22 protein-coding genes are annotated in these 21,741 nt (G+C 70.6%); 11 read left to right on the top strand and 11 right to left on the bottom strand.

Annotated elements, in window-relative coordinates; all coding sequences use genetic code 11:
• Position 1: 1 nt before the first annotated feature.
• Together wecB and HNR40_RS05945 are read left to right on the top strand one after the other, a co-directional pair.
• Positions 2 to 1,132, top strand: coding sequence for a non-hydrolyzing UDP-N-acetylglucosamine 2-epimerase (gene wecB / locus HNR40_RS05940; protein WP_184958902.1), 1,131 nt, complete (start codon positions 2 to 4; stop codon positions 1,130 to 1,132).
• A 74-nt stretch (positions 1,133 to 1,206) separates the two neighbouring features.
• Complete coding sequence (locus HNR40_RS05945; protein ID WP_184958903.1) at positions 1,207 to 3,246, top strand: glycosyltransferase family protein; 2,040 nt, start codon at positions 1,207 to 1,209, stop codon at positions 3,244 to 3,246.
• Here the strand turns inward: HNR40_RS05945 and HNR40_RS05950 are convergent.
• The 5 genes from HNR40_RS05950 to HNR40_RS05970 are packed head-to-tail and all read right to left on the bottom strand — an operon-like array spanning position 3,239 to position 7,849.
• On the bottom strand, positions 3,239 to 3,889 hold the full coding sequence (locus tag HNR40_RS05950) for a phosphatase PAP2 family protein (RefSeq protein WP_184958904.1): 651 nt from the start codon (positions 3,887 to 3,889) through the stop codon (positions 3,239 to 3,241). The two genes, HNR40_RS05945 and HNR40_RS05950, sit on opposite strands and share 8 nt — an antisense overlap.
• Positions 3,882 to 4,589, bottom strand: a complete 708-nt coding sequence (locus tag HNR40_RS05955; RefSeq protein WP_184958905.1) for a phosphatase PAP2 family protein — start codon at positions 4,587 to 4,589, stop codon at positions 3,882 to 3,884. Before HNR40_RS05955 ends, HNR40_RS05950 begins: the two co-directional genes overlap by 8 nt.
• Positions 4,589 to 6,145: a phospholipase D family protein gene (locus HNR40_RS05960; RefSeq protein ID WP_184958906.1), complete on the bottom strand. Its 1,557-nt coding sequence runs from the start codon at positions 6,143 to 6,145 to the stop codon at positions 4,589 to 4,591. Before HNR40_RS05960 ends, HNR40_RS05955 begins: the two co-directional genes overlap by 1 nt.
• Complete coding sequence (locus HNR40_RS05965) at positions 6,142 to 6,939, bottom strand: DUF1206 domain-containing protein (protein WP_312896198.1); 798 nt, start codon at positions 6,937 to 6,939, stop codon at positions 6,142 to 6,144. Before HNR40_RS05965 ends, HNR40_RS05960 begins: the two co-directional genes overlap by 4 nt.
• 52 nt (positions 6,940 to 6,991) lie before the next feature.
• Positions 6,992 to 7,849 carry a helix-turn-helix transcriptional regulator gene (locus HNR40_RS05970; RefSeq protein ID WP_184958907.1) on the bottom strand — a complete coding sequence of 286 codons (858 nt, stop codon included), beginning with the start codon at positions 7,847 to 7,849 and terminating at the stop codon, positions 6,992 to 6,994.
• A 102-nt stretch (positions 7,850 to 7,951) separates the two neighbouring features.
• Here HNR40_RS05970 and HNR40_RS05975 point away from each other — a divergent pair, with 102 nt between their 5' ends.
• Together HNR40_RS05975 and HNR40_RS05980 are read left to right on the top strand one after the other, a co-directional pair.
• Positions 7,952 to 8,692, top strand: coding sequence for an SDR family oxidoreductase (locus HNR40_RS05975; protein ID WP_246508354.1), 741 nt, complete (start codon positions 7,952 to 7,954; stop codon positions 8,690 to 8,692).
• A gap of 68 nt (positions 8,693 to 8,760) precedes the next feature.
• Complete coding sequence (locus HNR40_RS05980) at positions 8,761 to 9,189, top strand: MarR family winged helix-turn-helix transcriptional regulator (RefSeq protein ID WP_184958909.1); 429 nt, start codon at positions 8,761 to 8,763, stop codon at positions 9,187 to 9,189.
• A gap of 13 nt (positions 9,190 to 9,202) precedes the next feature.
• Here HNR40_RS05980 and HNR40_RS05985 read toward each other — a convergent pair whose 3' ends face one another.
• Positions 9,203 to 10,063, bottom strand: a complete 861-nt coding sequence (locus HNR40_RS05985) for a LysR family transcriptional regulator (protein WP_221339928.1) — start codon at positions 10,061 to 10,063, stop codon at positions 9,203 to 9,205.
• A 96-nt stretch (positions 10,064 to 10,159) separates the two neighbouring features.
• Here HNR40_RS05985 and HNR40_RS05990 point away from each other — a divergent pair, with 96 nt between their 5' ends.
• Positions 10,160 to 11,098: a quinone oxidoreductase family protein gene (locus HNR40_RS05990; RefSeq protein WP_184958911.1), complete on the top strand. Its 939-nt coding sequence runs from the start codon at positions 10,160 to 10,162 to the stop codon at positions 11,096 to 11,098.
• Here the strand turns inward: HNR40_RS05990 and HNR40_RS05995 are convergent.
• The 3 genes from HNR40_RS05995 to HNR40_RS06005 all read right to left on the bottom strand — a co-directional run bounded on the left by HNR40_RS05995 (position 11,088) and on the right by HNR40_RS06005 (position 13,452).
• The gene (locus HNR40_RS05995; RefSeq protein ID WP_184958912.1) at positions 11,088 to 11,705 is read right to left on the bottom strand and encodes a hypothetical protein; all 618 of its coding nucleotides are present in this window, start codon (positions 11,703 to 11,705) and stop codon (positions 11,088 to 11,090) included. The genes HNR40_RS05990 and HNR40_RS05995 overlap by 11 nt on opposite strands.
• A gap of 121 nt (positions 11,706 to 11,826) precedes the next feature.
• Positions 11,827 to 13,302 carry an SPFH domain-containing protein gene (locus HNR40_RS06000; RefSeq protein ID WP_184958913.1) on the bottom strand — a complete coding sequence of 492 codons (1,476 nt, stop codon included), beginning with the start codon at positions 13,300 to 13,302 and terminating at the stop codon, positions 11,827 to 11,829.
• Positions 13,303 to 13,311: 9 nt separating this feature from the next.
• The gene (locus tag HNR40_RS06005; protein ID WP_221339929.1) at positions 13,312 to 13,452 is read right to left on the bottom strand and encodes an NfeD C-terminal domain-containing protein; all 141 of its coding nucleotides are present in this window, start codon (positions 13,450 to 13,452) and stop codon (positions 13,312 to 13,314) included.
• Positions 13,453 to 13,644: 192 nt separating this feature from the next.
• On the opposite strand from HNR40_RS06005, the gene HNR40_RS06010 reads away from it, so the two are divergent.
• On the top strand, positions 13,645 to 15,612 hold the full coding sequence (locus tag HNR40_RS06010) for an NAD(P)-binding protein (protein ID WP_246508355.1): 1,968 nt from the start codon (positions 13,645 to 13,647) through the stop codon (positions 15,610 to 15,612).
• On the top strand, positions 15,609 to 16,439 hold the full coding sequence (locus HNR40_RS06015) for a PrsW family intramembrane metalloprotease (protein WP_184958914.1): 831 nt from the start codon (positions 15,609 to 15,611) through the stop codon (positions 16,437 to 16,439). The genes HNR40_RS06010 and HNR40_RS06015 overlap by 4 nt, the downstream gene beginning before the upstream one ends.
• On the opposite strand, the gene HNR40_RS06020 is transcribed toward HNR40_RS06015, so the two are convergent.
• A complete protein-coding gene (locus tag HNR40_RS06020; RefSeq protein ID WP_184958915.1) occupies positions 16,420 to 17,187 on the bottom strand; it encodes an SDR family NAD(P)-dependent oxidoreductase in 768 nt (255 codons plus the stop codon). The genes HNR40_RS06015 and HNR40_RS06020 overlap by 20 nt on opposite strands.
• A gap of 153 nt (positions 17,188 to 17,340) precedes the next feature.
• Here HNR40_RS06020 and HNR40_RS06025 point away from each other — a divergent pair, with 153 nt between their 5' ends.
• Genes HNR40_RS06025 through HNR40_RS06040 form a run of 4 tightly spaced genes read left to right on the top strand, consistent with a single transcriptional unit; the run spans position 17,341 to position 20,756 of the window.
• Positions 17,341 to 19,446: a sensor histidine kinase gene (locus HNR40_RS06025; protein WP_184958916.1), complete on the top strand. Its 2,106-nt coding sequence runs from the start codon at positions 17,341 to 17,343 to the stop codon at positions 19,444 to 19,446.
• On the top strand, positions 19,443 to 19,850 hold the full coding sequence (locus HNR40_RS06030) for a roadblock/LC7 domain-containing protein (protein WP_184958917.1): 408 nt from the start codon (positions 19,443 to 19,445) through the stop codon (positions 19,848 to 19,850). The genes HNR40_RS06025 and HNR40_RS06030 overlap by 4 nt, the downstream gene beginning before the upstream one ends.
• Positions 19,847 to 20,203: a DUF742 domain-containing protein gene (locus HNR40_RS06035; RefSeq protein WP_184958918.1), complete on the top strand. Its 357-nt coding sequence runs from the start codon at positions 19,847 to 19,849 to the stop codon at positions 20,201 to 20,203. The genes HNR40_RS06030 and HNR40_RS06035 overlap by 4 nt, the downstream gene beginning before the upstream one ends.
• Complete coding sequence (locus tag HNR40_RS06040; protein ID WP_184958919.1) at positions 20,184 to 20,756, top strand: GTP-binding protein; 573 nt, start codon at positions 20,184 to 20,186, stop codon at positions 20,754 to 20,756. The genes HNR40_RS06035 and HNR40_RS06040 overlap by 20 nt, the downstream gene beginning before the upstream one ends.
• Here the strand turns inward: HNR40_RS06040 and HNR40_RS06045 are convergent.
• The gene (locus HNR40_RS06045; RefSeq protein ID WP_184958920.1) at positions 20,753 to 21,721 is read right to left on the bottom strand and encodes a DUF4331 family protein; all 969 of its coding nucleotides are present in this window, start codon (positions 21,719 to 21,721) and stop codon (positions 20,753 to 20,755) included. The genes HNR40_RS06040 and HNR40_RS06045 overlap by 4 nt on opposite strands.
• Between the last annotated feature and the right edge of the window lie 20 nt (positions 21,722 to 21,741).

Consider the following 21,741-nt stretch of genomic DNA (forward strand, 5'->3'; position numbering starts at 1 on the left):
AATGCGGGAGAACCCCCTGGTCCTTCACGTCCTGGGCGCCCGGCCCAACTTCGTGAAGGCCGCCCCGGTGGTCCGAGCACTCGGCGAACTCGGTGTGCGCCAGGGCATCATCCACACAGGTCAGCACTACGACGAGCTGATGTCTGACGTCTTCTTCCGCGACCTCGCGCTGCCCGAACCGCTCGCGAACCTGGCCGTCGGCTCCGGCACCCACGCCAAGCAGACCGCGGCGCTCCTGATCGGCCTCGAAGAGGTCTTCACCGAGCACGATCCGGACCTGGTCGTGGTCTACGGCGACGTCAACTCGACGCTGGCCGCGATCCTGGTGGCCGCCAAGCTCGGCGTCAAGACCGCGCACGTCGAGGCGGGCCTGCGCTCGTTCGACCGCGGCATGCCGGAGGAGGTCAACAGGATCGTCACCGACTCGCTGTCGGACCTGCTGTTCACCACCTCGCCGGACGCGCTGCAGTTCCTCGCGCGCGAGGGCGTCGCGCCGGAGAAGGTGCACTTCGTCGGCAACCCGATGATCGACAGCCTGTTCTCCGCGCTGCCCAGGCTGGACCCGGCGCCGATCGTGGCGCGGCTGGGCCTGCCGGAGCGCTACGCCGTTGCCACGCTGCACCGCCCGGCCAACGTCGACACCCCGGCCGCGGCCAAGGAGCTGGTCGACTCCGTGCTGGAGGTGTCCGAGCGCCTCCCGCTCGTGGTGCCGATCCACCCGCGCGGGCGTACCCGCCTGGCCGAGGCCGGTCTCGTGGACGGCCCGGCGGTCAAGGTCGTGGACCCGCTCGGCTACGTCGAGTTCCTCTCGCTGGTGCGCGGGGCCGCGCTGGTCGTGACCGACTCGGGCGGCGTGCAGGAGGAGACGACCATGCTCGGCGTCCCGTGCCTGACCGTCCGGCCCAACACCGAGCGCCCGGTCACCATCACCCACGGCACCAACCGCCTGGTCACCCCGGCCTCGCTGCCGGCCGCCGCGGACAAGGCGCTGGCCGACGGCGCGACGACGCCCTCGGGCGAGCTGCCGCCGCTGTGGGACGGCGCCGCCGGCCCGCGGATCGCCCGGGTCGTGGCCGCGTGGCTCAAGGGGGACAACCTGTCTCCGGCTGCTCAGGGCACTCGGGGCGAATAACCCCACATACCCGGACAAGGGGTACGGCGCGGCCGTACCATCGACTGACCCCCGCGAAGCGATAGGCGAGCACCATGGCCGAAACCCCAGAAGAGCCGACCTACCAGCGGCTCGGTCCCGTCAACTGGCTCCCGGAGGAGCGCAAGCTCGTCGAGCGCTACGAGGCCGACATCAGGGAACTGCGGCGACGGCTGGAGATCGCCGAGGCCAAGGCCGCCTACGCCACCTGGAAGCTGGAGGCCACGCAGGCCAAGCGGACGTTCAAGCTGGGTGAGGCACTCGGCGCGAAGAGCCCGGGGCAGATCATCAAGGCCGTCCGCTCGCACGACAAGGCGCCCAAGGCCCCCGAGCAGGCGGTCACCGAGATCATCGAGCGGGCGAACAAGCGCACGCCGCTGGTCGACGTGCCCGCGATCAAGTGGCCGCTGGGCCCGGTGAACCGTCCCGACCTGCGCGTGGCCGTGATCCTGGACGACTTCTCCCGGATGGCCTTCCGCTACGAGTGGGACCAGATCGAGTTCGGGCTCAAGGACTGGCCGGAGATCTTCGCCGACAAGCGGCCCGACCTGCTGTTCTGCGAGTCGGCCTGGCACGGCAACCAGGGCCGCTGGCGCTACCAGATGACCGGCACCAACGCTCCCAAGGACCCGCTGCGCGAGCTCGTGGCCTGGTGCAAGCAGGAGGGTATCCCCACGGTCTTCTGGAACAAGGAGGACCCGCCGAACTTCGACTTCTTCATCGACACGGCCAAGCTGTTCGACTACGTGTTCACCTGCGACGGTGACATGCTGCCGAAATATCGGGAAACATTGGGACACGACCGGGTGGACGTGCTGCAGTTCGCCGCCCAGCCCCGCGTGCACAACCCGATCCAGCAGAAGCAGGGCCGCCTGCACGACGTGGTCTTCGCCGGCATGTACTTCCGCGACAAGCACCCCGAGCGCCGCGAGCAGATGGAGACCGTCCTCGACCCGGTACGCGAGCTGGGCCTGCACATCTTCGCCCGCAACGGCGAGGTCGACGAGAAGTACGCCTGGCCGGAGAAGTACCGCCCGCACATCGTCGGCGAGCTCCCCTACGACCAGATGCTGGCCGCGTACCGCATGTACAAGGTCTTCCTCAACGTCAACTCCGTGCTCGGCTCCCCGACCATGTGCGCGCGCCGCGTCTTCGAGCTGTCGGCCTGCTCCACCCCGGTCGTCACCGGCTGGTCACGCGCGATCGAGGAGACGTTCGGCGAGCTGATCCCGATCGCCCGCGAGCCGATCGAGTCCTACAACCAGGTGCTCCACCTCATCAACAGCCCCGAGCTGCGCGCCCGCATGGGCCACCTGGCGATGCGCGAGGTGTTCGACAAGCACCTGTTCTCCCACCGCGTCGACCAGATCCTGCGGCTGCTGGGCCGCCCGGTCAGCACCGGGGAGCGCTCGATCTCGGTCGTGCTGCCCACCAACCGCGCCTCCCAGATCGAGCACGCGATCTCCTCGGTGGCCAAGCAGATCCACCGCCCGCTGCAGCTCGTGATGGTGCTGCACGGCCTCGACATCGACCCCGTCGTCGTGGCCGACAAGGCGCGCATGGCGGGCATCACCGACGTGACCGTGCTGCCGGCCGCCGCCGAGCTGTCGCTCGGCGCGTGCATGAACCTCGGCATCGCCGCCGCCGAGGGCGAGCTGATCGCCAAGATGGACGACGACAACCTGTACGGCGAGCACTACCTGTCCGACCTGGCCCGCGCCTTCGACTACACCGACGCCCAGCTCGTCGGCAAGGGCGCCCACTACAGCTACTTCGAGGGCTCCAACACCACGATGCTCCGCCTGCCCGGCCTGGAGCACCGCTACTCCTTCCTGGTCCAGGGCGGCACGTTCCTCGGCAAGGCCGAGATGTTCCGCGCCTACCCCTTCGCCGACATCACCCGCGGCGAGGACACCCACCTGGTCCGCAGGCTGAAGGAGGACGGCGTCAAGATCTACTCGGCCGACCGCTTCAACTTCGTCTACTGGCGCAGCGCGGACGCCAGCATGCACACCTGGCAGGCCGACCACATCAAGCTGACCCGCAACGCCCAGTTCTCCTTCGTCGGCCACCCGGGCCCGCACGTCCTCATCTGAGCGCCGCGCCCGCGCTTCCCCGTCTGAGTACCTGGCGGATCATCACCGCCAGGCAGAACACCCCGAGCACCAGCCCCCACACCACGTCGGTGACGAAGTGCATGCCCCGGTAGAGCCGGGAGGCCGCCACGATCAGCGGCACCCCGGCGCCCACCACCCACACCAGCGCGGTCAGCACCCGGTGCCCGTGCAGGCGCATCGTCAGCAGGACGGCCAGACCGGCGTAGAAGCAGACGGCGGCGCTGACGTGCCCCGACGGCCAGCTGCTCGTCGGCGGCGCGGCGTCCAGGTGCGCCACCGGCGGACGGCTCCTGGCCACGAGCGCGCTGGTCGCCAGGAACACCAGCGACTGCGACCAGACCGCCGCGACCAGGAACACCGACTCCCGCCAGCGCCCCAGCGCCAGCCGGAACGCGATCGCCGCCAGCGCCGTGAGCACCACGATGACCGGCGTGTCGGACAGGCTGCTGCCGATGTGGGTGGCCTGGTTCAGGAGCGGCACACGCTCGGCGGCGATGTCCGCCATGACGCCGGGCTCAGCCCAGTCGGAACGTTCGACCAGCTCCCCCAGCGTGAACGTGGCCGCCGTCATCAACAGCAGCCACACGACGGCCGGCCATAACCGGTCGATCACTTCACGCACGTCGCGCCTCCTCCGGTTCCACGCCTTCGACCAGCGGCTCCGCCGGCTCTCTGCCCATGTCGCGGCGCCAGCCCTCGAAGGCCGCCGTCGTGGCGGCGACCACCAGCAGGCCGAGCAGCACCCCGCCCACCGCGTCGCTGAACCAGTGCACGCCGAGCGCCACGCGCGTGGCGGCCACCGACACCGCGAGGAACGCCGCGATCCCCCACGCCAGCGCCTTGCCCGCCCCGCGCAGCCGGGGCAGGAGCAACAAGACGAGCACCCCGGCGCCGAGCGTGGCGGTCAGCGCGTGCCCGGAGGGGAACGCCTCGCCGGGCGCGATCGAGACCGGGTCGGGCAGCTCCGGCCGGATCCGGCCAATGATGATCTTCAGCAGCAGGCCGAGCACCCCGCCCGCGGTGATCGTGAAGATCGCCCAGAGCGCCGGCCGGGAGGCGCCCCGCCAGACCAGGCAGGCCGCGGCCGCGATCACCGCCAGCCGCCACGGCCAGGGACCGAACACGTCCGTCCAGGTCAGCATGAACCGGGTCAGCTCCGGGTTGGCCGTGGCGACGGCGTGCAGGCCGTACGCGGCGGCGCGGTCGAGCTCCCACACCGGCGGGAAAGCCGTCTCCACCAGCAGCGCGAGCACGGCGAAGAGCGCACCGGCGCAGAGGGCGATGACGGCGGCGATCGTGAGCCTGAGACCGAAACGAGGCATCAGAAGTCCTTGGTACGGCGCAGCCGAGGCGGCCGGCCGTCCGGGTCGACGACGAGACGGTAGAGGGGCATCGCCAGCGTTTTGCTCACCCGTCCCAGCTCAGGCGGGCCGTGGCGGCGCAGGCGGCCGGGCGGGCGCGGGCCGCGGCGGTCGTTCTCGTGCCAGGCGTCCAGGCGGGCGGCGGACTCGGCGAACGCCTCGAAGGCCGTCTTCGGATCGCACAGGTCCAGCACGTCGTCCTCGTCGCGGTCCAGATGCTCGGCGGCCAACATGAGGCGCAGATCGCGGGCGAAGCGCCGCGCGCCGGCCGGTGGGCGCGGGTCGGGCTCCTCGTCGACCACCGCGCAGCTCAGCTCGGAGTCGAACGTCCAGGAGCGCAGGTTGACGTTGTCGGAGCCGATCGTGGCCCAGACGTCGTCCACCACGCAGACCTTCGCGTGCACGTAGACGGGCGTGCTCTCGTGGTTCTCCAGGTCGTAGATGGCGATGCGGCCGTCCCCCGCGCGCTTCAGCCGCTCCAGCGCCTCAGCACGGCCGATCAGGCTGGCCGGCCCCGCCAGCCAGCCGTCCTGGTCGGGGTGGCGCGGCACCACGATGATCATGTGGAGGTCCGGTTCGCGCTCCAGCGCCTCGGCGAACGGCTCGATGACCTCCGTGGACCACAGATATTGGTCCTCCAGGTAGATCAGCGAACGGGCGCGGGCCAGGACCTTGAGGTAGGCCCGCGCCACGCTGCGCTCGCCCTCCGGCGCGAACGGCAGGGCGTGGCGCAGATGCGGGTAGGTCCGCAGCAGTTGCACCGCGTGGGTGCCGGCGGGTTCCGGCGGCGGGCCCGGCTCGGGCAGCGGGGGCGCGTCGTCCATCTTGCCCAGGCGGTCGCGCAGGCGCCTGAGCGGGTGGCGGGTCTCCGGCGCCGGGTCCTCCCAGCGCTCGCAGAAGACCTTCTCCACCTCGGCCACCGCCGGGCCGCTGATCGCCGCCTGGGCGTCGTGCCAGGGCGGGCGCTCGCCATAGGCGCCGGGCATCGGGGCGGCCTGCGGGTCGCCCTGGTGAGTGGCGTCGTCGCGGCGGCTGTGGCACAGGTCGATGCCGCCGACGAAGGCCACGTCCCGGCCCGGGTCGCGGTCGTGGCGCAGGATGACGAACTTCTGGTGGTGGGAGCCGCCGTACCGTACCCGGGTGTCGAGCAGGCACTGGCCGCCCGCGGCCTCGATCCGCTCGCCCAGGTGGCGGTTCTCCTCGGCGCTGAAGCGCAGGAAGTCCAGGTGCGAACGCCAGATGAGGCCCCTGACCAGCGCGCCCCTCTCCGCGGCCGCGGCCATCGCCTCGGCCACGGACGGGCCGTCCTTGGCCAGGCGCTCGTCCGGGTCGCCGCGCCAGTCGGCGAACAGCAGCAGGTCGTCGCGGCCGAGGCCGGCCAGACGGTCACGGAGTTCGGCGAAGTAGGTGGCGCCGTGGATGAGCGGGCGGACGAGGTTGCCCCGGGTCCAGGCTTCGAGCTTGGTCTCGGGGTTCCCGCGTTCGTCCTCGGTGAGGAACCAGTCGTCGAGTCTCATGTCCGGCGCCAGCGCGACTCCCCGAAGCAGTAGCCGGCGAACAGCAGCAGTCCGAGCGCGATCGCCACGAGCAGCCACGGGCCCACCGGGGTCTTGGCGAAGGCCCTGAGCGTGCCGTCGATGCCGCTGACCTTGTCGGAGTCGAAGGTCAGCGCCGCCTGGACCACGAAGATCCCGGCCAGCCCGGCGATCAGTCCGCGGGCGGTGTATCCGGCGAGGCCCAGTCGGTCCATCACCTGGCGGGCGCGCGGCGACATCCGGCCGATGTCCAGTTCCTCGCGGAACTTCTTCTTGACGCCCTGGTACACCCAGTACGCGCCCAGCGCGATAAGCCCGAGCCCGATGAGGGCCACGATGGCCTGCCCGGCGGGCAGCGCGAGCAGGTCGCCGGTGACGTCCTGCGACTTCTTGTCCTCCGACTTCGCGCTCCCGGACAGCAGCACGGTCAGCAGCGTGAAGACGATGAACACGTACACCGCCACCCTGCCCGCCGACTCGGCGCGGTCCAGGGTCTTCCTGCTGCCGAAGAAGACCTCCGACAGCTGCCAGAGCGCCAGCGCGGCGAACCCGACGACCATGATCCACAGGATCACGGCCCCGAAGGGCAGGTCGGCCATCATGCCAATGGCGCCGTTCTTGTCGGCCTCCCGGTCGCCGTCGCCCAGTGCGATCTGGACGGCGAGCACTCCGATGAGGCCATAGAGCACACCACGGCAGGCAAGCCCGATGCGGGCCAGCCGTACCATGGCCGGACTGTCGGCCGCTTGGCGGGCCGCGGTCTCTGCCTGGCTCACCGTTCCTCCTGAGGGGTTGTTGAGACCCCCCAAGTGCCCGAGATGAGCTGCTTTAGACGTCCCGCACGATTTCCACCGCGTGCCAGCTCGCCAGGAACCGCAGCGCTTCCTCGGTACGCGAGCCCGGTTCGGCCAGGTAGGTGACCAGAACCTGGTCGCCCTGCTCGCCCGGCCGCAGGCTCTCGTAATCGAGGACCAGCTCGCCGACCAGCGGGTGGTCCAGGATGTTGCGCCCGGCCGACCGCTCCTGGACCTCGTGCTCGGCCCACAGGCCGCGGAAGTCCGCGCTCTTGACCGACAGCTCGCCCACCAGCGCGGCCAGCGCCCGGTCGTTGGGGTGGCGGCCCGCGTCCAGCCGCAGGAACGCCACCGTCTCGCGGGCCTTGTGCTCCCAGTCGCGGAAGAGCGACCGGGTCTGCTCTTCGAGGAAGACCAGGCGGGCGCAGTTCAACGGGCCGTCCGGCGGCGTGGGCCGGTTCCAGAACAACAGGGAGGCCAGCCGGTTGCAGGCCAGCATGTCGGTCCTGCGGCCCATGACGAAGGCCGGGATGTCGGACATCGCGTCGAGCACCCGTCTGACCGTGGGACGGACCCGGTCCACCGGGGCCTTCACCGCCTTGCCGCTCACCTTGCCGCTCATCAGGCGGGCGAGGTCGTGCAGGTGGGCACGTTCGGTGTCGTCCAGGCCGAGCACGCGGGCGATGGCGTTCAGCACCTCGGCCGAGACGTTGCCCGCACGCCCCTGCTCCAGCCGGACGTAGTACGGCACGCTGACCCCGGCCAGCAACGCGACCTCTTCCCTGCGCAGGCCGGCCACCCGGCGGCGCTCGCCGTACGTGGGCAGGCCCGCTTCGGAGGGCCGCACCCTGGCGCGGCGGGATCGCAGGAACTCCCCGAGGTCATTGGCCATGACCCCATTGTCGGACATTTCCCCGCGCGGCGCCTGACCCTGCGAGTACCACCCTCAGCACGGTCCTGGCTGGCCCATCGGCGCCCTCCCAGGATGAGAGCCATGGACAACCGCATCGCAGTCATCACCGGCGCCTCCTCCGGGATCGGCGCCGCCGTAGCCGTCAAACTCGCCGAGCGCGGCGCCAGGGTCGCGCTCGTGGCCCGCAGGAAGGACCGCGTCGAAGCGCTCCGCGACCAGATCGGCGACCGGGCCATCGCCGTGGCCGCCGACGTGAGCGACCCCGCCGAGGTCGAGGCGGCCAGGAGCCGCGTCGCCGCGGAGCTGGGCCGGGTGGACCTCGTCGTCAACGCCGCGGGAATCCTCGTCCCCGGCCTGCTCGACACGCCGGGACCCGGCACCCCCGCGGACTGGCGGCGTCAGCTCGACGTGAACGTCTCCGGCCTGCTGAACGTCTTCCACGCGTTCCTGCCCGACCTCCAGGCTGCGGCCGCCGCGGGCGGACCCGCCGACCTGGTGAACGTCTCCTCGGTCGCGGCCGCCAGAATCGAGCCGGGCGCGGCGGTCTACGCGGCCACCAAGGCCGCCGTCAGCCACCTGTCACGAAATTTCCGGAACGAGCTGGCGCCCAGGAACATCCGCGTCACCAACCTCGAACCCGGCGTCGTCGTCACCGAACTGCTGTCCGCCTCCGAACTGGGCACCGCCTGGCTGGAGGACATGAAGACGAAGATCGACCCGCTGGCCGCCGCCGACGTGGCGGAGGTGGTGGCGTTCGCGGTCAGCCGCCCGATCCACGTGAGCCTCCCGGAGATCACCGTGGTGCCGACCCGCCAGGTGTAGACCTTCTATGTACATGCATATTCTGTACGTGCATGTACAATGGGGTTCCGCTCGGAGGGAGGCGCCTGATGGCGACGGACGACGACGACATGTGGGTGGGCGTGATCCGCCTGCACGCCAGGGTCGAGCACGAGGTGGCCGCCGCCCTGCAGAAGCACGGCCTCGGCCTGTCGGAGTACCGCGCGCTGTGCCACCTGTCGGCCGCCGAGGGCGGCTCCCTGCGCATGCAGGAACTCTCCGACCTCCTGGGCCTCAACCAGAGCTCGGTGACGCGCCTGGTGGGCCGCCTGGAGAGCAGCGGCCTGAGCCGCCGCGACTTCTGCGACCAGGACCGGCGGGGCGTCTACACCCTCATCACCGACGAGGGCCGCGCCAGGAAGGACGGCGCCGCCCCTGCCTACGAGGAAACCCTCACCGCCGCCCTGGACAGAGCGGCCAAGGAGGGCCTGGCCGACACCGTCACCGCCCTGCGCGCCTCCATGCACCGCACCACCTGACCCCTCGGGGAGGTCAGGGCCTGATCGTGCGGAGCTCGGTGAGCAGATCCCTGATCACCGAAGATCCGGCCAGCTCGCGGGTGGTCACGTACCCCACCCGCCGCAGCGGCGCCCCGTCCCCGAGCTCCACCGTGGCCACCTTCGGCGGCGCCCCCACGGCCGACAACCGGGGCACGATGGCCGCCCCCAGCCCGTGCCCGACCATCGACATCGCCACCCCGTCGTCCTCGACCGTGATGTCGCCGGGCGGTATCCACTCCTGCGCCGCCAGCCACCGCCTGGTCTCGCCGGAGCAGTTCTCGTGCCAGTCGATCATCGGCAGCGCGCGCGGATCCGGGTGTCCCGACGGATGGGCCAGCACGTACGGCTCCGCGTACAGCTCCTTGCTGACCAGCCCGTCCACGTACACCGGCAGCGACACCACCCCCACGTCCGCGCGCCCGTCGGCGACCTCGCCCGCGATCCCCCGCCCGATGTCCGGCAGGATCCGCACGTCCACGGTCACCCGAGGATGCCGCCGCCCGAACCGCACCAGCACCCCCGGCAGCAGATGGAAGGCGGCGCTCCTGAAGGCGGCCAGCCGGATGGTCCCGGTGGCCTCGCCGCGGGCGGCGGTGTGGGTGTCGGTCCGCATGACCTCCATGAGCCGCAGGATGCGCCGCGCGTGCCCGACCGCCGCCGACCCGGCAGCGGTGGCCGTGGCCCCGCCGCGCCCGCGCCGGAACAGCACCGTGCCCATCTTCCGCTCGGCCGCGCGCAGGGCGTGCGAGACCGCCGACTGCGTGAGGCCGAGCCGTGCCCCCGCCCCCGACACGCTGCCCTCGCCGTCCACGGCGACGAGCACGCGCAGCTCGGCCGCGCTCAGATCGTTCACGGCGGCGACAACGTATGAAGGACGTTCATGCATTCCGCCACTCCCGCGAACGCCGCCTGCTGGCTACGCGGGCACCCCTCTCCTAACGTCGAGGTCATGAGAGCGATGCGTGCGGAACGGCGTGGCGGACCCGAGGTGCTGACCCTGGCAGAGGTCCCCGATCCGGTGCCCGGCCCCGGCGAGACCTTGGTGGACGTCGAGGCTGCGGGCGTGAACTTCGCCGACCTCGGCCGGCTGAGCGGCACCTACCAGCCGCCCGAGCTGCCGTTCGTGCCGGGAAGCGAGGTGGTGGGCCGCACCCCGGACGGCCGCAGGGTGCTCGCCTTCGCCGACGGCGCCTTCGCGACGAAGGCGCTGGTGAAGCAGGCGGTGGAGATCCCCGACGACCTGGAGGCGGGCGCCGCGCTGGCCCTGCTCGTGCAGGGGCTGACCGCCTGGCACCTCCTGCGTACGGCCGCGCGGCTGGCGCTGGGCGAGAGCGTCGTGGTCAACGCGGCGGCCGGCGGCGTGGGCCACCTGACGGTGCAGCTGGCCAAGGAGTTCGGCGCCGGCCGGGTGATCGGCACGGCGTCCACCAAGGAGAAGCGCGAGCTGGTCATGGGCTTCGGCGCGGACGCGGCCATCGACGGCGAGGCGGACGGCTACGTCGACCGGGTGCTCGCCGCCAACGACGGCCGGCCGGTGGACATCGTCCTGGACGCGGTGGGCGGCCCGGTCTTCGACGCGGCGCTCGGCGCGCTGGCCCCGTTCGGCCGCCTGATCTCGTACGGGACGTCGAGCGGCGTGGCCGCCTCCCCGATCGCACTTGGGCAGCTGCTCCAGCACAACGTCTCGGTGGGCGGCTACTGGCTCGGCGCCCAGCTCCGCCAGCCCGGGAGCACCGCCGCGCAACCGCTGCCCGAGCTGATCGCCCTGACCGCCGCCGGTCGTCTGCGGCCGCTGACCGGCGGGGAGTACGAGCTGGAGCGGGCCGGGGAGGCGCTGGCCGACCTGGCGGCCCGCCGTACGGTGGGGAAGGTGGTCGTCAGGCCGTGATCCTGGTCAGCTTCTCGTCGGCCAGGCGGGCGAGCTCGTTCAGCCCTTCCTTCTTCACCTTGGTGCCGATGACCAGCAGGGTGGTGACCACGCCCTTTCTGGCAATCACCATCGCGGCGATCTGGGCGGCCTTGCCGTCGCTGACCGCGGTGGTGACGAAGGCGTGCGAGCGCTCGCCGCGCGCGGGCATCTTGAGGGCGACGGTCCGGTAGGTGACCTTGGCGCCGGCGACCTCGGCCTTGTACTTGGCGCACCGCGCGGGGACCGGGCCGGGGAAGGTGTCGGTGGCCACGATGGCCTGGGTGATGGAGCCGTCCTTGGAGGAGTAGGCGACGACGGCCGCGGGCGCGTCGCCGAGCTTGGCCGGGTCGAGCTGCCCGACCCCGGCGCAGTCCGGCTCGGACACCTTGGCCTCCTTGAGCGCGGCCATGCCCTGCTTGGTGGCCTTGAGCGAGCCGTAGGCGCCGCTCTCGGGGCCGTAGGCCACGCTCATGCCGTTGGGCGCGGACAGCAGGCCCGCGCCGAGCCTGGCCGCGTCCATGGGCTTCTTCGCGGAAGGGGAGGGGCTGGCGGCCTGCCCGCTGGAGCAGCCGACGCCGACCGCCATGACGAGAAATATTCCGGAAAAAGCCTTATGCATGAATTCCCCAATTCGCACCAGCGGCATTTTTCATAACGCTAGACGAATCGGAGCGAGCGTTTTCCGCCCTTGACGGAACGCCCCGCCTTTACGGTTTCACGGGCTTTTGTGGTTTTTCTTCGGTTCCATTGGGCGTCGCGCCGTTGAGAATGGCGCGGGCCAGTCCCAGTCCGGTACCGCCCAGCGTGAGCGCCTTGGCCAGGAGCTCCTCGACGCCCTGCGCGCCGTTGAGCACCACCATGTGGTCGACGTTGCCGAACGCCTGGGCGCCCGCCTGCACCACCTCCGGCCAGCGCTCGGCCAGTTGCTGGGCGATGACGGCCTCCTGGTTGTCGGCCAGCGCCTCGGCGCGCGCCCTGATGGCCGCCGCCTCCGCCAGGCCCTTGGCCTGCTCGGCCTCCGCCTCGGCCAGGCCCAGCGCCCTGGCCGCCTCGGCCTGGGCAAGACCGCGCGCCTTGGCCGCGGCGGCCTCCGCCTCGCCGGCGACCCTGGTGGCCGCGCCGGCCGCCTCTCCGCGCAGCCGTACGGACTCCGCGTCGGCCGCGGCGGCCTGCTTAACCTGGGAGGCCTGGGCCACGGCGCGCAGCTCGGTCTCCCTGGCCTCGGCCTCGGCCTGGGCGATGCGGGCGTCGCGTTCGGCCTGGGAGAGCGTGACCGTCTCGTACGCCTTGGCGTCGGCGGGCTTGCGCACCTGCGACTGCAGCCGTTGCTCGGACAGCTGGGCCTCCAGCTCGGCGGCCCTGGTCTCCTGGACGACCACCTCCTGGCGGGCGCTCGCCTCCGACAGCGGTCCCGCCTGCCGGGAGGTGGCCTGGGCGCGGTCGATCTCGGCCTGGTAGGAGGCCTGCTTGATCTGGGCGTCACGCCAGGCGGCCGCCTTGTTGGCCGCGGCGACCTGCTCGGCCTCGGTGGCCTCCTGGTCGCGCTGCGCCTCGGCGATGCGGGCGCTGGCGGCGATCTTGGCGGCGTGCGGCTTGCCCAGGTTGGCGATGTAGCCGGTCTCGTCGTCGATCTCCTGGATCTGCAGCGAGTCGACGATCAGGCCGAGCTTGCTCATCTCGTCGGCGGCCGAGGCCCTGGTCTCGCTGGTCAGGCGTTCGCGGTTGAGGATGAGGTCCTCGACGGTGAGGCCGCCGATGATCGAGCGCAGGTGGCCGGTGAACAGCTCGTGGATCGCGCCCGTCATGAAGTCCTGCTGGTCGAGGAAGCGCCGGGCGGCGTTGGCGATGGAGGTGAGGTCGTCACCGACCTTGTAGATGACCACGCCCCTGATGTGGACGGGGATGCCCTGCTGAGTGACGCAGGAGACCTGGAGGTTGGCGGATCTGGTGTCGAGGCGCAGGCGCCTGGCCGTCTGGAAGCCGGGCAGCACCGCCGTACCCTTGCCGGTGATGATCTTGAAGCCTAACGAGTCGAGACCGTCACCTCGGCGACGGGCGCCGAGGCCCGAGATGATCAGCGCCTCGTTGGGCTCGGCGACCCGCCAGACCGCCTTGAACAGCAGGATGACGGCGACGACCGCGACGAGGATTCCCCCGCCGGCGATGAAGAACTCAGGGGACATCAGGCCTCCCTAGACCAGTGCGCGAGCCACGTAGACCGTGCGCGGCGGGAAGTACTCCACCACCACCACGATCGTCCCGACCGGGAATTCCTCGTCGGCCACGCTCGGATGGGCGTAGAAGGCCTCCACGCCGCCCCTCACCTGGACCATCACCTCGCCGACCAGACCAGGCCGATCCTCCCCGTGACCCGCCCCTGCTTGCCGACCATCGGTCTCCCCCCGTCGGTGATATTCCGGACGCTACTCCAATCAGGCATTCGCGGTAATAGGCGTCGCAAAATGTTCCTCCAGGGGCTGCGCGCCTTAGAGCGGCATTTACCGCCCGTAGTGATGATCGCGCCCATGAGTGACATCAACCCCCGCAGGGCACACGAGCTCGGGATGGGACGGCCTATATCGCGCCGGGACTTCTTCGACGGCGTGGCGATGGCCGCGGGGGTGGCGGCGCTCGGCGCCGCGGCGGGATGCGGGCCGAGTTCCGGTGAGCCGGGCGTCATCGGCACCCCGGAACTCCAGGTCCCGACCGACGTGAAGTTCCCGCCCACGCTCACCGGGCTGCAGGGCAACACTCCGCAGGCGCTCAGCGTGCCGCACGCCCTGCGCGACGACCGCTTCTGGGAGTACGCCGGCACGCCCGAGTTCACCGGCGAGAACTACGACCTCGTCGTGGTCGGTGGCGGCATCAGCGGGGTCAGCGCCGCCTTCGAATGGCTGCGGACCAACCCCGGCGGGCGCATCCTCATCCTGGACAACCACGACGAGATCGGGGGCCACGCGCGCCGCAACGAGTTCACTCCGCAGGCCCGCAAGGGCCCGCTCATCGGCTACGGCGGCTCGCAGTCGATCGAGGCCCCGTCCGTCTGGACGCCCGAGGGCAAGAACCTCCTCCAGCAGCTCAGCGTCAAGGTCGAGAAGTTCGAGAAGTACTTCGACCAGAAGCTCTACACCAACCTCAAGATGTACGACAGCGTCATGTGCGACCGGGAGACCTTCCCGGTGGAGCGGCTGGTCAAGTACACGCCGGGCATCAAGGCGGAGGAGTGGATCGCCCAGCTCCCGGTGGCGGAACAGGCCAAGAAGGACCTGCTGCGCCTGTACAAGAACCCGCCCGACTGGTTCCCCGGCATGCCGCAGGCCGAGAAGGAGCGCAGGCTCGCCGACCTGACGTACTCGCGGTTCCTGCTGGAGGTGTGCAAGGTCCACCCGGACGCGGAGCTGTTCCTGCGCACGCAGTCCAGCGACGAATGGGCCTACAGCACCCAGGCGTTCGGGGCGATCGACGCCTGGGGCAGCGCGGAGGAGTGGGAGTATCCCGGCTTCCAGGGCCTGAAGCTCGACGCCGGCAAGCCGTCCAAGTTCAACTCCCCCAGCATGATCAAGGAATGGGACGCCGACGACGCGTACATCTACCACTTCCCCGAGGGCAACCAGGCGCTGGTCAGGATGATGGTCGGCCGGATGATCCCCGGCTTCGCCAGCGCGACCGACATGGACGGCATCACCACCGCCTCCTTCGACTACGGCAAGCTCGACCTGCCCTCGAACCGGGTGCGCTTCCGGCTGTCCAGCCCCGTGGTGACGGCGTCCAACGACGGCGACCCGGACACCGCGACCACCGCCACCGTGGGCTACTTCGACGGCCACCAGATCAGGACCGTACGCGCCGGGGCCGTCGTCATGGCCTGCTGGAACATGGTCATCCCCTACCTGGTACCGTCGCTGCCGCCGGCGCAGAAGCAGGCCATGCACCAGGCGGTCAAGATGCCGCTGCTCTACGCGATGGTGCAGCTGCGGAACTGGGAGGCCTGGCGGAAGGTCGGCATCAACCACACCCGCTGGACCGGCGCCTACTGGTGCGTCTCCGAGCTCGACTACCCGGTCAGCATGCCCGGCTACGAGTGCCCGAAGGACCCATCCCAGCCGATCAACGTGCACATGATCGCCACGCCGTGCGTGTCGGCGATGGGGCCGAGCGAGGGCGCGATCGCCGGCCGCCACAACCTGCTCAAGACGGACTTCTCCTTCTTCGAGTACACGATCCGCGACCAGCTGGCCAGGCTCCTCGGCGCCGGCGGTTTCGACCCCGGCAAGGACATCGAGGCGATCACCGTCAACCGCTGGGGCCACGGCTACGCCCCCGAGTACTGCCGCCCCTGGAACGCCTTCTACCCCGAGGGCCCCTTCCCCGCCGAGACCGCGCGCAGGCGGCACGGCAGGATCGCGATCGCCAACTCCGACTCGATCCCGGCCGCCTACGCAGACGCCGCCATCACCGCCGCCCACCGAGCCGTCGCGGAGCTGTCCACATGAGAGCCTGGCTGAAGATCTTCCTGATCGGGCTGGCCCTGTGGGCCGCCTCCGTCCTGGTCACGATCTGGACCGAGAACTCCAACCTCATCCCCACCGTGGTGCTGCTCGGCAGCTTCCTGGTGCCGGTGACGTTCGTGGTCTGGGCCTACACCCGGGAACGCTCGTCGGAGGTGACCGTCGAGCTGCTGTTCAAGGCGTTCGTGATCGGCGGCGTCCTCGGCGTGCTCGGCGCCTCGATCCTGGAGAGCTACCTCCAGCCGTCGCTGATCATGTACGCCGGCGTCGGCCTCATCGAGGAGGGCGTCAAGCTGGCGGCCCTGATGCTGCTGACCCGCGGCCTGCGCCGGCACGACGTCTGGGACGGCGTCGTCCTGGGCGCCACGGTCGGCTTCGGCTTCGCCGCCTTCGAGAGCGCCGGATACGCCTTCAACGCGTTGTTCACCAACGAGGGGCTCTCGGTCGTGCAGGTGGTGGAGACCGAGATCCTTCGGGGCGTGCTCGCGCCCGTCGGCCACGGCCTGTGGACCGCGATCGTCGGCGGCGTGCTGTTCTCGGCGGGCGGCAGGCTGGCCGGCAGGGTGATCCTGGCGTACCTGGGCGTCTCCCTTCTGCACGCGCTCTGGGACTCGATGAGCGGCCTGGCGATCGCGATCACGTTGCTGCTGACCGGGCAGCCGTGGCAGTTCCAGCTGATCCGGATCGGGAAGGTGCCCGGCGTCACCGACGGGCAGGTCCACCTCTACACGGTGCTGAACTGGGGCGGGCTGATCGTCATCTCCGCCCTGGCGCTGCTCTGGCTGCGGTCGATCAGCCGCCGAGCGCGCTGAGGCTGGCCGTCCAGAGCCGCTCGGCCAGGTCGTGGTCGGCCCTGCCGCGGGCCGGCTTCTCCTTGACGTAGTAGCGGCCCGCCTCGCCTTCTGACGAGGCCAGGTGGACCAGCGTGCGCGCGCCCGCCTCCGGCGGCTTGGCGACGCCGGGGATGGCCAGGTAGAAGCGCATCAGCAGCGTGTCGCCCGCGAAGCCGGTGCGGATGATGCCCGGATGGAAGCAGGTCGCCCGCACTCCGCGGGTGGCCAGCGCCTGCGTGAAGAGCATGTTGGCCTGCTTGGTGTCGCCGTACTGCATCCACGCGTTCCACCGGCGCCGCTCCCTGCTGAGGTCGCCGGGATCCAGGCGGCCGGTGTTGCCCGCCATGGAGGTCGTCGTGACGACCTTGTCAACCCGGTCGGTCAGAGAATGGGTCAACAGGAACGGCGCCAGATGGTTGACCTGAAACATCAGCTCGTGGCCGTCTCCGGTCACCTGGCGCCGTTTGCTGTGTACTCCGGCGTTGTTGGCCAGCACGTCGATGCGCTCGTAGCGCTCGCGCAGCACCCCGGCCAGCCGCCGTACGTCGTCGAGCGAGGTGAAGTCGCAGGTCAGGACCTCGGCCTTGGGTCCGGTCAACCCGCCGGCCACAGCCTTGAGCCGGACCGCGTCGCGGCCCACCAGCACGACCTCGTGCCCGAGTGCCGACAGCCGCCCGGCCGCGGCGGCTCCGATCCCGGCACTGGCCCCAGTTATCACGGTAATCATCACGTTCCTCCCACTGCGCCGGAACCTTAATAGGTGCTAGTCTCCTGTGCGATCTTCCGGAGGTGTATTTACACAAAGTGTGGATATACGCCTCGACCCCGAGGTTGGAACATGGGCTCCCGAAACCGGTCAATTCGGTTCAAGATCTTCTTATTGCTGCTGCTCCCCCTGCTGTCTTTGAGCGCGCTCTGGGGGTTCGTCCTCAACCTCACCGTCGGTGACGGACAGAACCTTCTTCGGGCCAACACCCTCTACCAGACGATCGGCGTGACCTCCACCGATCTGGGACTCCAGCTTCAGGCGGAACGTACGCGCTCCGTCGCCGCGGCCACCACGCGCAGGCTCACCGAGGACCTGGGCGAGCAGCGGGCCCGCACCGACACCTCCGTCACCCGGTTCCAGAAGGCCGCCGTGGAAGCCGGCGACGCCGTCACCGAGGAGATGCGCCCCGCCCTCGACGCGCTCAACGCCGAACTCGCCCGGATCACGTCCATCCGCGGCGACATCGACACCGGCAACAGCTCCCGGCTGACCGGCATGAACGAGTACAACCGGGTGCTCGACGCGCTCTTCCGCCTCTACGACCACCTCGTCACCGTGCCCGACCTCGCCCTGTTCCAGCAGGCCTCCTCGCTGCAGTCCATGGGCAACGCCCGCGAGCTCATCGCCAGGGAGCAGGCGCTCGTCGGCGGCGCCGTGATCAGCGGCGACCTCAGCCCCGCCGAGGTCACCGCCATGACCGAGTACGTGGCCGCCCGCAAGTTCATGCACGCGCGCGGGCTGGCCGGACTCGACGTGTCGCTGCGGCAGCCGTACGAGGAGGTGTTCGGCGGGGAGGCCTTCCTGAGCTTCAGCGCCGTCGAGCTGAGCGTGGTCAAGACCGGCCGGCCCCCGGCCAACGCCGACGAGTGGGACTCCGCGGTCACCAAGCTCGCCGACCAGCTCGACAAGATCGGCGCCAGCTCCACCGGGGTCATCGCCGAGCGCGCCACCGACGGCGCCACCGCGATCATCGTGCGCATCGCGCTGGCGGGCGGCGTCGGTCTCATCGCCGTCATCGCCTCCATTCTCATCTCCGTGCGCTTCGGCCGCCGCCTCGCCGCCGAGCTCGCCGGCCTGCGCACCGCCGCCCTGGACCTGGCAGAGGTACGGCTCCCGCGCCTGGTCCAAAGGCTGCGCGACGGCGACGAGATCGACGTCCAGAAGGAGGCCAAGCCGCTCAAGGTCAGCGGCTCGGCCGAGATCACCGACGTGGCCAGCGCCTTCGGCTCGGTGCAGCGCACCGCGGTGGAGGCCGCCGTCGGCCAGGCGACCGTACGCCAGGGCGTCAGCCAGGTCTTCCTCAACCTCGCCCGGCGCAAGCAGGGTCTGCTGCACCGCCAGCTCTCCCTGCTCGACGCCATGCAGCGCCGTACGCACGACCCGGACCGGCTGGACGAGCTGTTCCGCCTCGACCACCTGACCACCCGCATGCGCCGGCACGCGGAGGGCCTGATCATCCTGTCGGGCGCCGCCCCGGGCCGCGCCTGGCGCAAGCCGGTGCCGGTGCTCGACATCGTGCGCGCCGCGATCGCCGAGGTCGAGGACTACGCCCGGATCAACGTCGAGACCATGCCCGCCGCCGCCCTCGACGGCGGCGCCGCGGCCGACCTCACCCACCTCGTGGCCGAACTGGTCGAGAACGCGAGCATCTACTCCTCGCCGGAGACCGCCGTGCAGGTGCGCGGCGACCTGGTCAGCAACGGCTACGTGCTGGAAGTCGAGGACCGGGGGCTCGGCCTCAGCCCTCAGGAGTACGCCGAGATCAACGCCCGGCTGGCCGACCCGCCCGAGTTCGACCTGGCCGACAGCGACCGGCTCGGACTGTTCGTCGTGGCGCGGCTGGCCCAGCGCCACGGGCTGCAGGTGACGCTGCGCGCATCCCCCTTCAGCGGCACCACCGCGATCGTGCTCATCCCGAAGCGGCTCGTCACCGAGCGGGAAGCGCTGCCTCCCGCGCCGGAGGAGGAGCCGCTCGAGCTGCCGAGCCGTTCGAGCAGGAGGCCCAAACCACTCGCCGTGGTGGGCCTGCCGAACGACGGCCTGCCCAGGCGGGTACGGCAGGCCAACCTGCCCGCCCAGCTCAGCAAGCCGCCGGATCCACCGCCGCCGCCCACAACTGAACGCTCTCCCGACGAGGTACGCGACCTATTCTCCGCGTTCCAGCGGGGAACCCAGCGCGCCCGAGAAGAAGCAGACAACGAGGGGGACGACTCATGAGCACGCCCATCACGAACACCGGGGAGCTCAACTGGCTCCTCGACGACCTGGCGACCAGGGTCGCAGCCGTCAGGCAGGCAGTGATCCTGTCGACCGACGGCCTCGCGGTCGGCTACTCCAAGGGCCTGACCCGCGAGGACGCCGAGCATCTGGCCGCCGTGGCGTCGGGTTTCCACAGCCTGGCCCGCGGCACCGGCCGCCACTTCGAGGGTGGCGACGTGCGCCAGACCATCGTGGAGATGGAGCAGGCGTTCCTGTTCGTCACCGCCGCCGGCCAGGGCACCTGCCTGGCCGTGATGGCCGAGGCGAACGTGGACGTCGGCCACATCGCCTACGAGATGGCGATGCTGGTCAAACGGGTCGGGCAGCACATCACGACCAACCCCCGATCGGGCCTGTCATGACGATGTGGATGGACGACGAGGCCGGGCCGCTGGTCCGTCCTTACGCTCTGACCCGGGGCAGGACGCGGTCCGCCTCGGGTGAGACGCTCGACCTGATCGCCATGGTGAGCGCCGTGGGCGACCCGCCGGGCGGTCTCGGCCCCGAGCAACTCGCCATCCTGCGGGCAGCGCGCTCGCCGATCTCGGTCGCCGACGTAGCCGTCGAGCTCGACCTCCCGGTCGGCGTCGTCCGCGTGCTGCTGAGCGACCTGCACGACCACGGACTCATCTCGGTGACCGCTCCCAACGCGGCGGGGCCGCGGCCCAGTGAGCGACTTCTCAAGGAAGTGATCAATGGACTCCGAGCTCTCTGACGACCCCGTAGCGCTCAAGATCCTCATCGCGGGCGGCTTCGGCGTCGGCAAGACCACCCTGGTCGGCTCGATCAGCGAGATCAAGCCGCTGCGGACCGAGGAGGTGCTGTCCGACATCGGCATCGGGGTGGACGACCTCGACGGGGTCGAGAAGAAGACGACCACGACCGTGGCCATGGACTTCGGGCGCATCACGATCAGGGAGGGACTGGTCGTCTACCTGTTCGGCACGCCCGGCCAGGAGCGGTTCTGGTTCATGTGGGACGAGCTCTCCCACGGCGCCCTGGGCGCGGTCGTGATCGCCGACACCCGGCGGCTGACGGACTGCTTCCCCTCGGTGGACTACTTCGAGCAGCGCGGCACGCCGTTCGTGGTCGCCGTCAACTGCTTCGACGGCGCCTCCAGGCACAGCGTCGAGGACGTGCGCATCGCGCTGGACCTGGACGACGACGTGCCGGTGCTGCTCTGTGACGTGCGGCGGCGGGCCTCGGCCAAGGAGGTCATGGTCTCGCTGGTGGAGCACTCGCTGCGCACGCTCACCGCCGCCGGCTAGGTGTGCGGCGGCCCGGTGTACGGGAAGCCGGGCTGCAGGTCGGTGTGCGGCCCGATCCCGTCTCCCTGGATCTTGCCGTTGCTGACCAGCTGCAGGCGGATGTCGGTGACGTCGTCGTCGAGCCGCCTGCCGTTCGGGTAGCGGGCGGGCTTGGAACGGTCGAAGCGCAGCACGTCGGGCAGGACCGCCTCCAGGGCCTTGGCGGCCTCTTCCGGGGTGTAGCCGCCGGTGTGCTCCAGCACCTTGACCCACGTGTCCCGATATTTCCGGACGTCGTCTACGGGCTCGCCGGCGTTGTACGCGTCCTTGGCGTCCTCGGCGTTGAAATAGGCCGTGAGCGACGGGTGGGCGCCCCGGTCCACCGAGACCCACCGCCCGTCCCGTTCGACGACCACGCGGCCCCACAGGCCGATCAGCGGCTCGTCTCCGAGCACCCGGTCGGGCATCTCCATCGCGATGCTGATCACGTTGTTGCCGGCCATGGTGTCGTTGCCGGTCCACGTGAAGTCGTTGCCGATGCCTTCGAGGTCGGCGAAGAACGGGTCGCTGCGCAGGCCCACGGAGAGCGTCAGCCAGCCCTCCCTGACGATGTTCGGGTCGGCGCCGAAGCTCACGTCCACGTCGCGGACGACCACCTCGCCGCTCGCGTGGTGCTCTCCGGCCTGCTCGCCGGTGGCGTGGTAGAGGGTGACCTTCTGACCGCCCTGGGCGTCCGGCTCGGAGAAGACGAAGCTGAACGCCACGTCGGGCCGGTTGTCCCCGTCGGTGTCGACGTTGAGCCGGTAGACGGCGCCCGGGTACGGGTGCGGACCGGCCGACGGGTCGAAGCCGAAGGAGTTCACATCCATGATCAACACGGTGTGCTCCCGCCGATCCGGCGACTGGAACGCGAACAGGTCGGTGAGGTCGAGACGGGCGTCCCCCGCGGGCGGGCGCAGGTTGGGGCCGCTCAGGTGATGTGACATGCCCCGCTCGTTCCCGGGCC

This window comes from Nonomuraea endophytica, from assembly GCF_014203235.1.
Taxonomy (GTDB): Bacteria; Actinomycetota; Actinomycetes; order Streptosporangiales; family Streptosporangiaceae; genus Nonomuraea; species Nonomuraea endophytica.

What these genes read in the sequence shown, in the direction of transcription:
- wecB (WP_184958902.1), top strand. Translation starts at nt 2, where the DNA reads ATGCGGGAGAACCCCCTGGTCCTTCACGTCCTGGGCGCCCGGCCCAAC.
- HNR40_RS05945 (WP_184958903.1), top strand. Translation starts at nt 1,207, where the DNA reads ATGGCCGAAACCCCAGAAGAGCCGACCTACCAGCGGCTCGGTCCCGTC.
- HNR40_RS05955 (WP_184958905.1), bottom strand. Translation starts at nt 4,589, where the DNA reads ATGCCTCGTTTCGGTCTCAGGCTCACGATCGCCGCCGTCATCGCCCTC.
- HNR40_RS05960 (WP_184958906.1), bottom strand. Translation starts at nt 6,145, where the DNA reads ATGAGACTCGACGACTGGTTCCTCACCGAGGACGAACGCGGGAACCCC.
- HNR40_RS05970 (WP_184958907.1), bottom strand. Translation starts at nt 7,849, where the DNA reads ATGGCCAATGACCTCGGGGAGTTCCTGCGATCCCGCCGCGCCAGGGTG.
- HNR40_RS05975 (WP_246508354.1), top strand. Translation starts at nt 7,952, where the DNA reads ATGGACAACCGCATCGCAGTCATCACCGGCGCCTCCTCCGGGATCGGC.
- HNR40_RS05980 (WP_184958909.1), top strand. Translation starts at nt 8,761, where the DNA reads ATGGCGACGGACGACGACGACATGTGGGTGGGCGTGATCCGCCTGCAC.
- HNR40_RS05990 (WP_184958911.1), top strand. Translation starts at nt 10,160, where the DNA reads ATGAGAGCGATGCGTGCGGAACGGCGTGGCGGACCCGAGGTGCTGACC.
- HNR40_RS05995 (WP_184958912.1), bottom strand. Translation starts at nt 11,705, where the DNA reads ATGGCGGTCGGCGTCGGCTGCTCCAGCGGGCAGGCCGCCAGCCCCTCC.
- HNR40_RS06000 (WP_184958913.1), bottom strand. Translation starts at nt 13,302, where the DNA reads ATGTCCCCTGAGTTCTTCATCGCCGGCGGGGGAATCCTCGTCGCGGTC.
- HNR40_RS06005 (WP_221339929.1), bottom strand. Translation starts at nt 13,452, where the DNA reads ATGGTCCAGGTGAGGGGCGGCGTGGAGGCCTTCTACGCCCATCCGAGC.
- HNR40_RS06010 (WP_246508355.1), top strand. Translation starts at nt 13,645, where the DNA reads ATGAGTGACATCAACCCCCGCAGGGCACACGAGCTCGGGATGGGACGG.
- HNR40_RS06015 (WP_184958914.1), top strand. Translation starts at nt 15,609, where the DNA reads ATGAGAGCCTGGCTGAAGATCTTCCTGATCGGGCTGGCCCTGTGGGCC.
- HNR40_RS06020 (WP_184958915.1), bottom strand. Translation starts at nt 17,187, where the DNA reads ATGATTACCGTGATAACTGGGGCCAGTGCCGGGATCGGAGCCGCCGCG.
- HNR40_RS06030 (WP_184958917.1), top strand. Translation starts at nt 19,443, where the DNA reads ATGAGCACGCCCATCACGAACACCGGGGAGCTCAACTGGCTCCTCGAC.
- HNR40_RS06035 (WP_184958918.1), top strand. Translation starts at nt 19,847, where the DNA reads ATGACGATGTGGATGGACGACGAGGCCGGGCCGCTGGTCCGTCCTTAC.
- HNR40_RS06040 (WP_184958919.1), top strand. Translation starts at nt 20,184, where the DNA reads ATGGACTCCGAGCTCTCTGACGACCCCGTAGCGCTCAAGATCCTCATC.
- HNR40_RS06045 (WP_184958920.1), bottom strand. Translation starts at nt 21,721, where the DNA reads ATGTCACATCACCTGAGCGGCCCCAACCTGCGCCCGCCCGCGGGGGAC.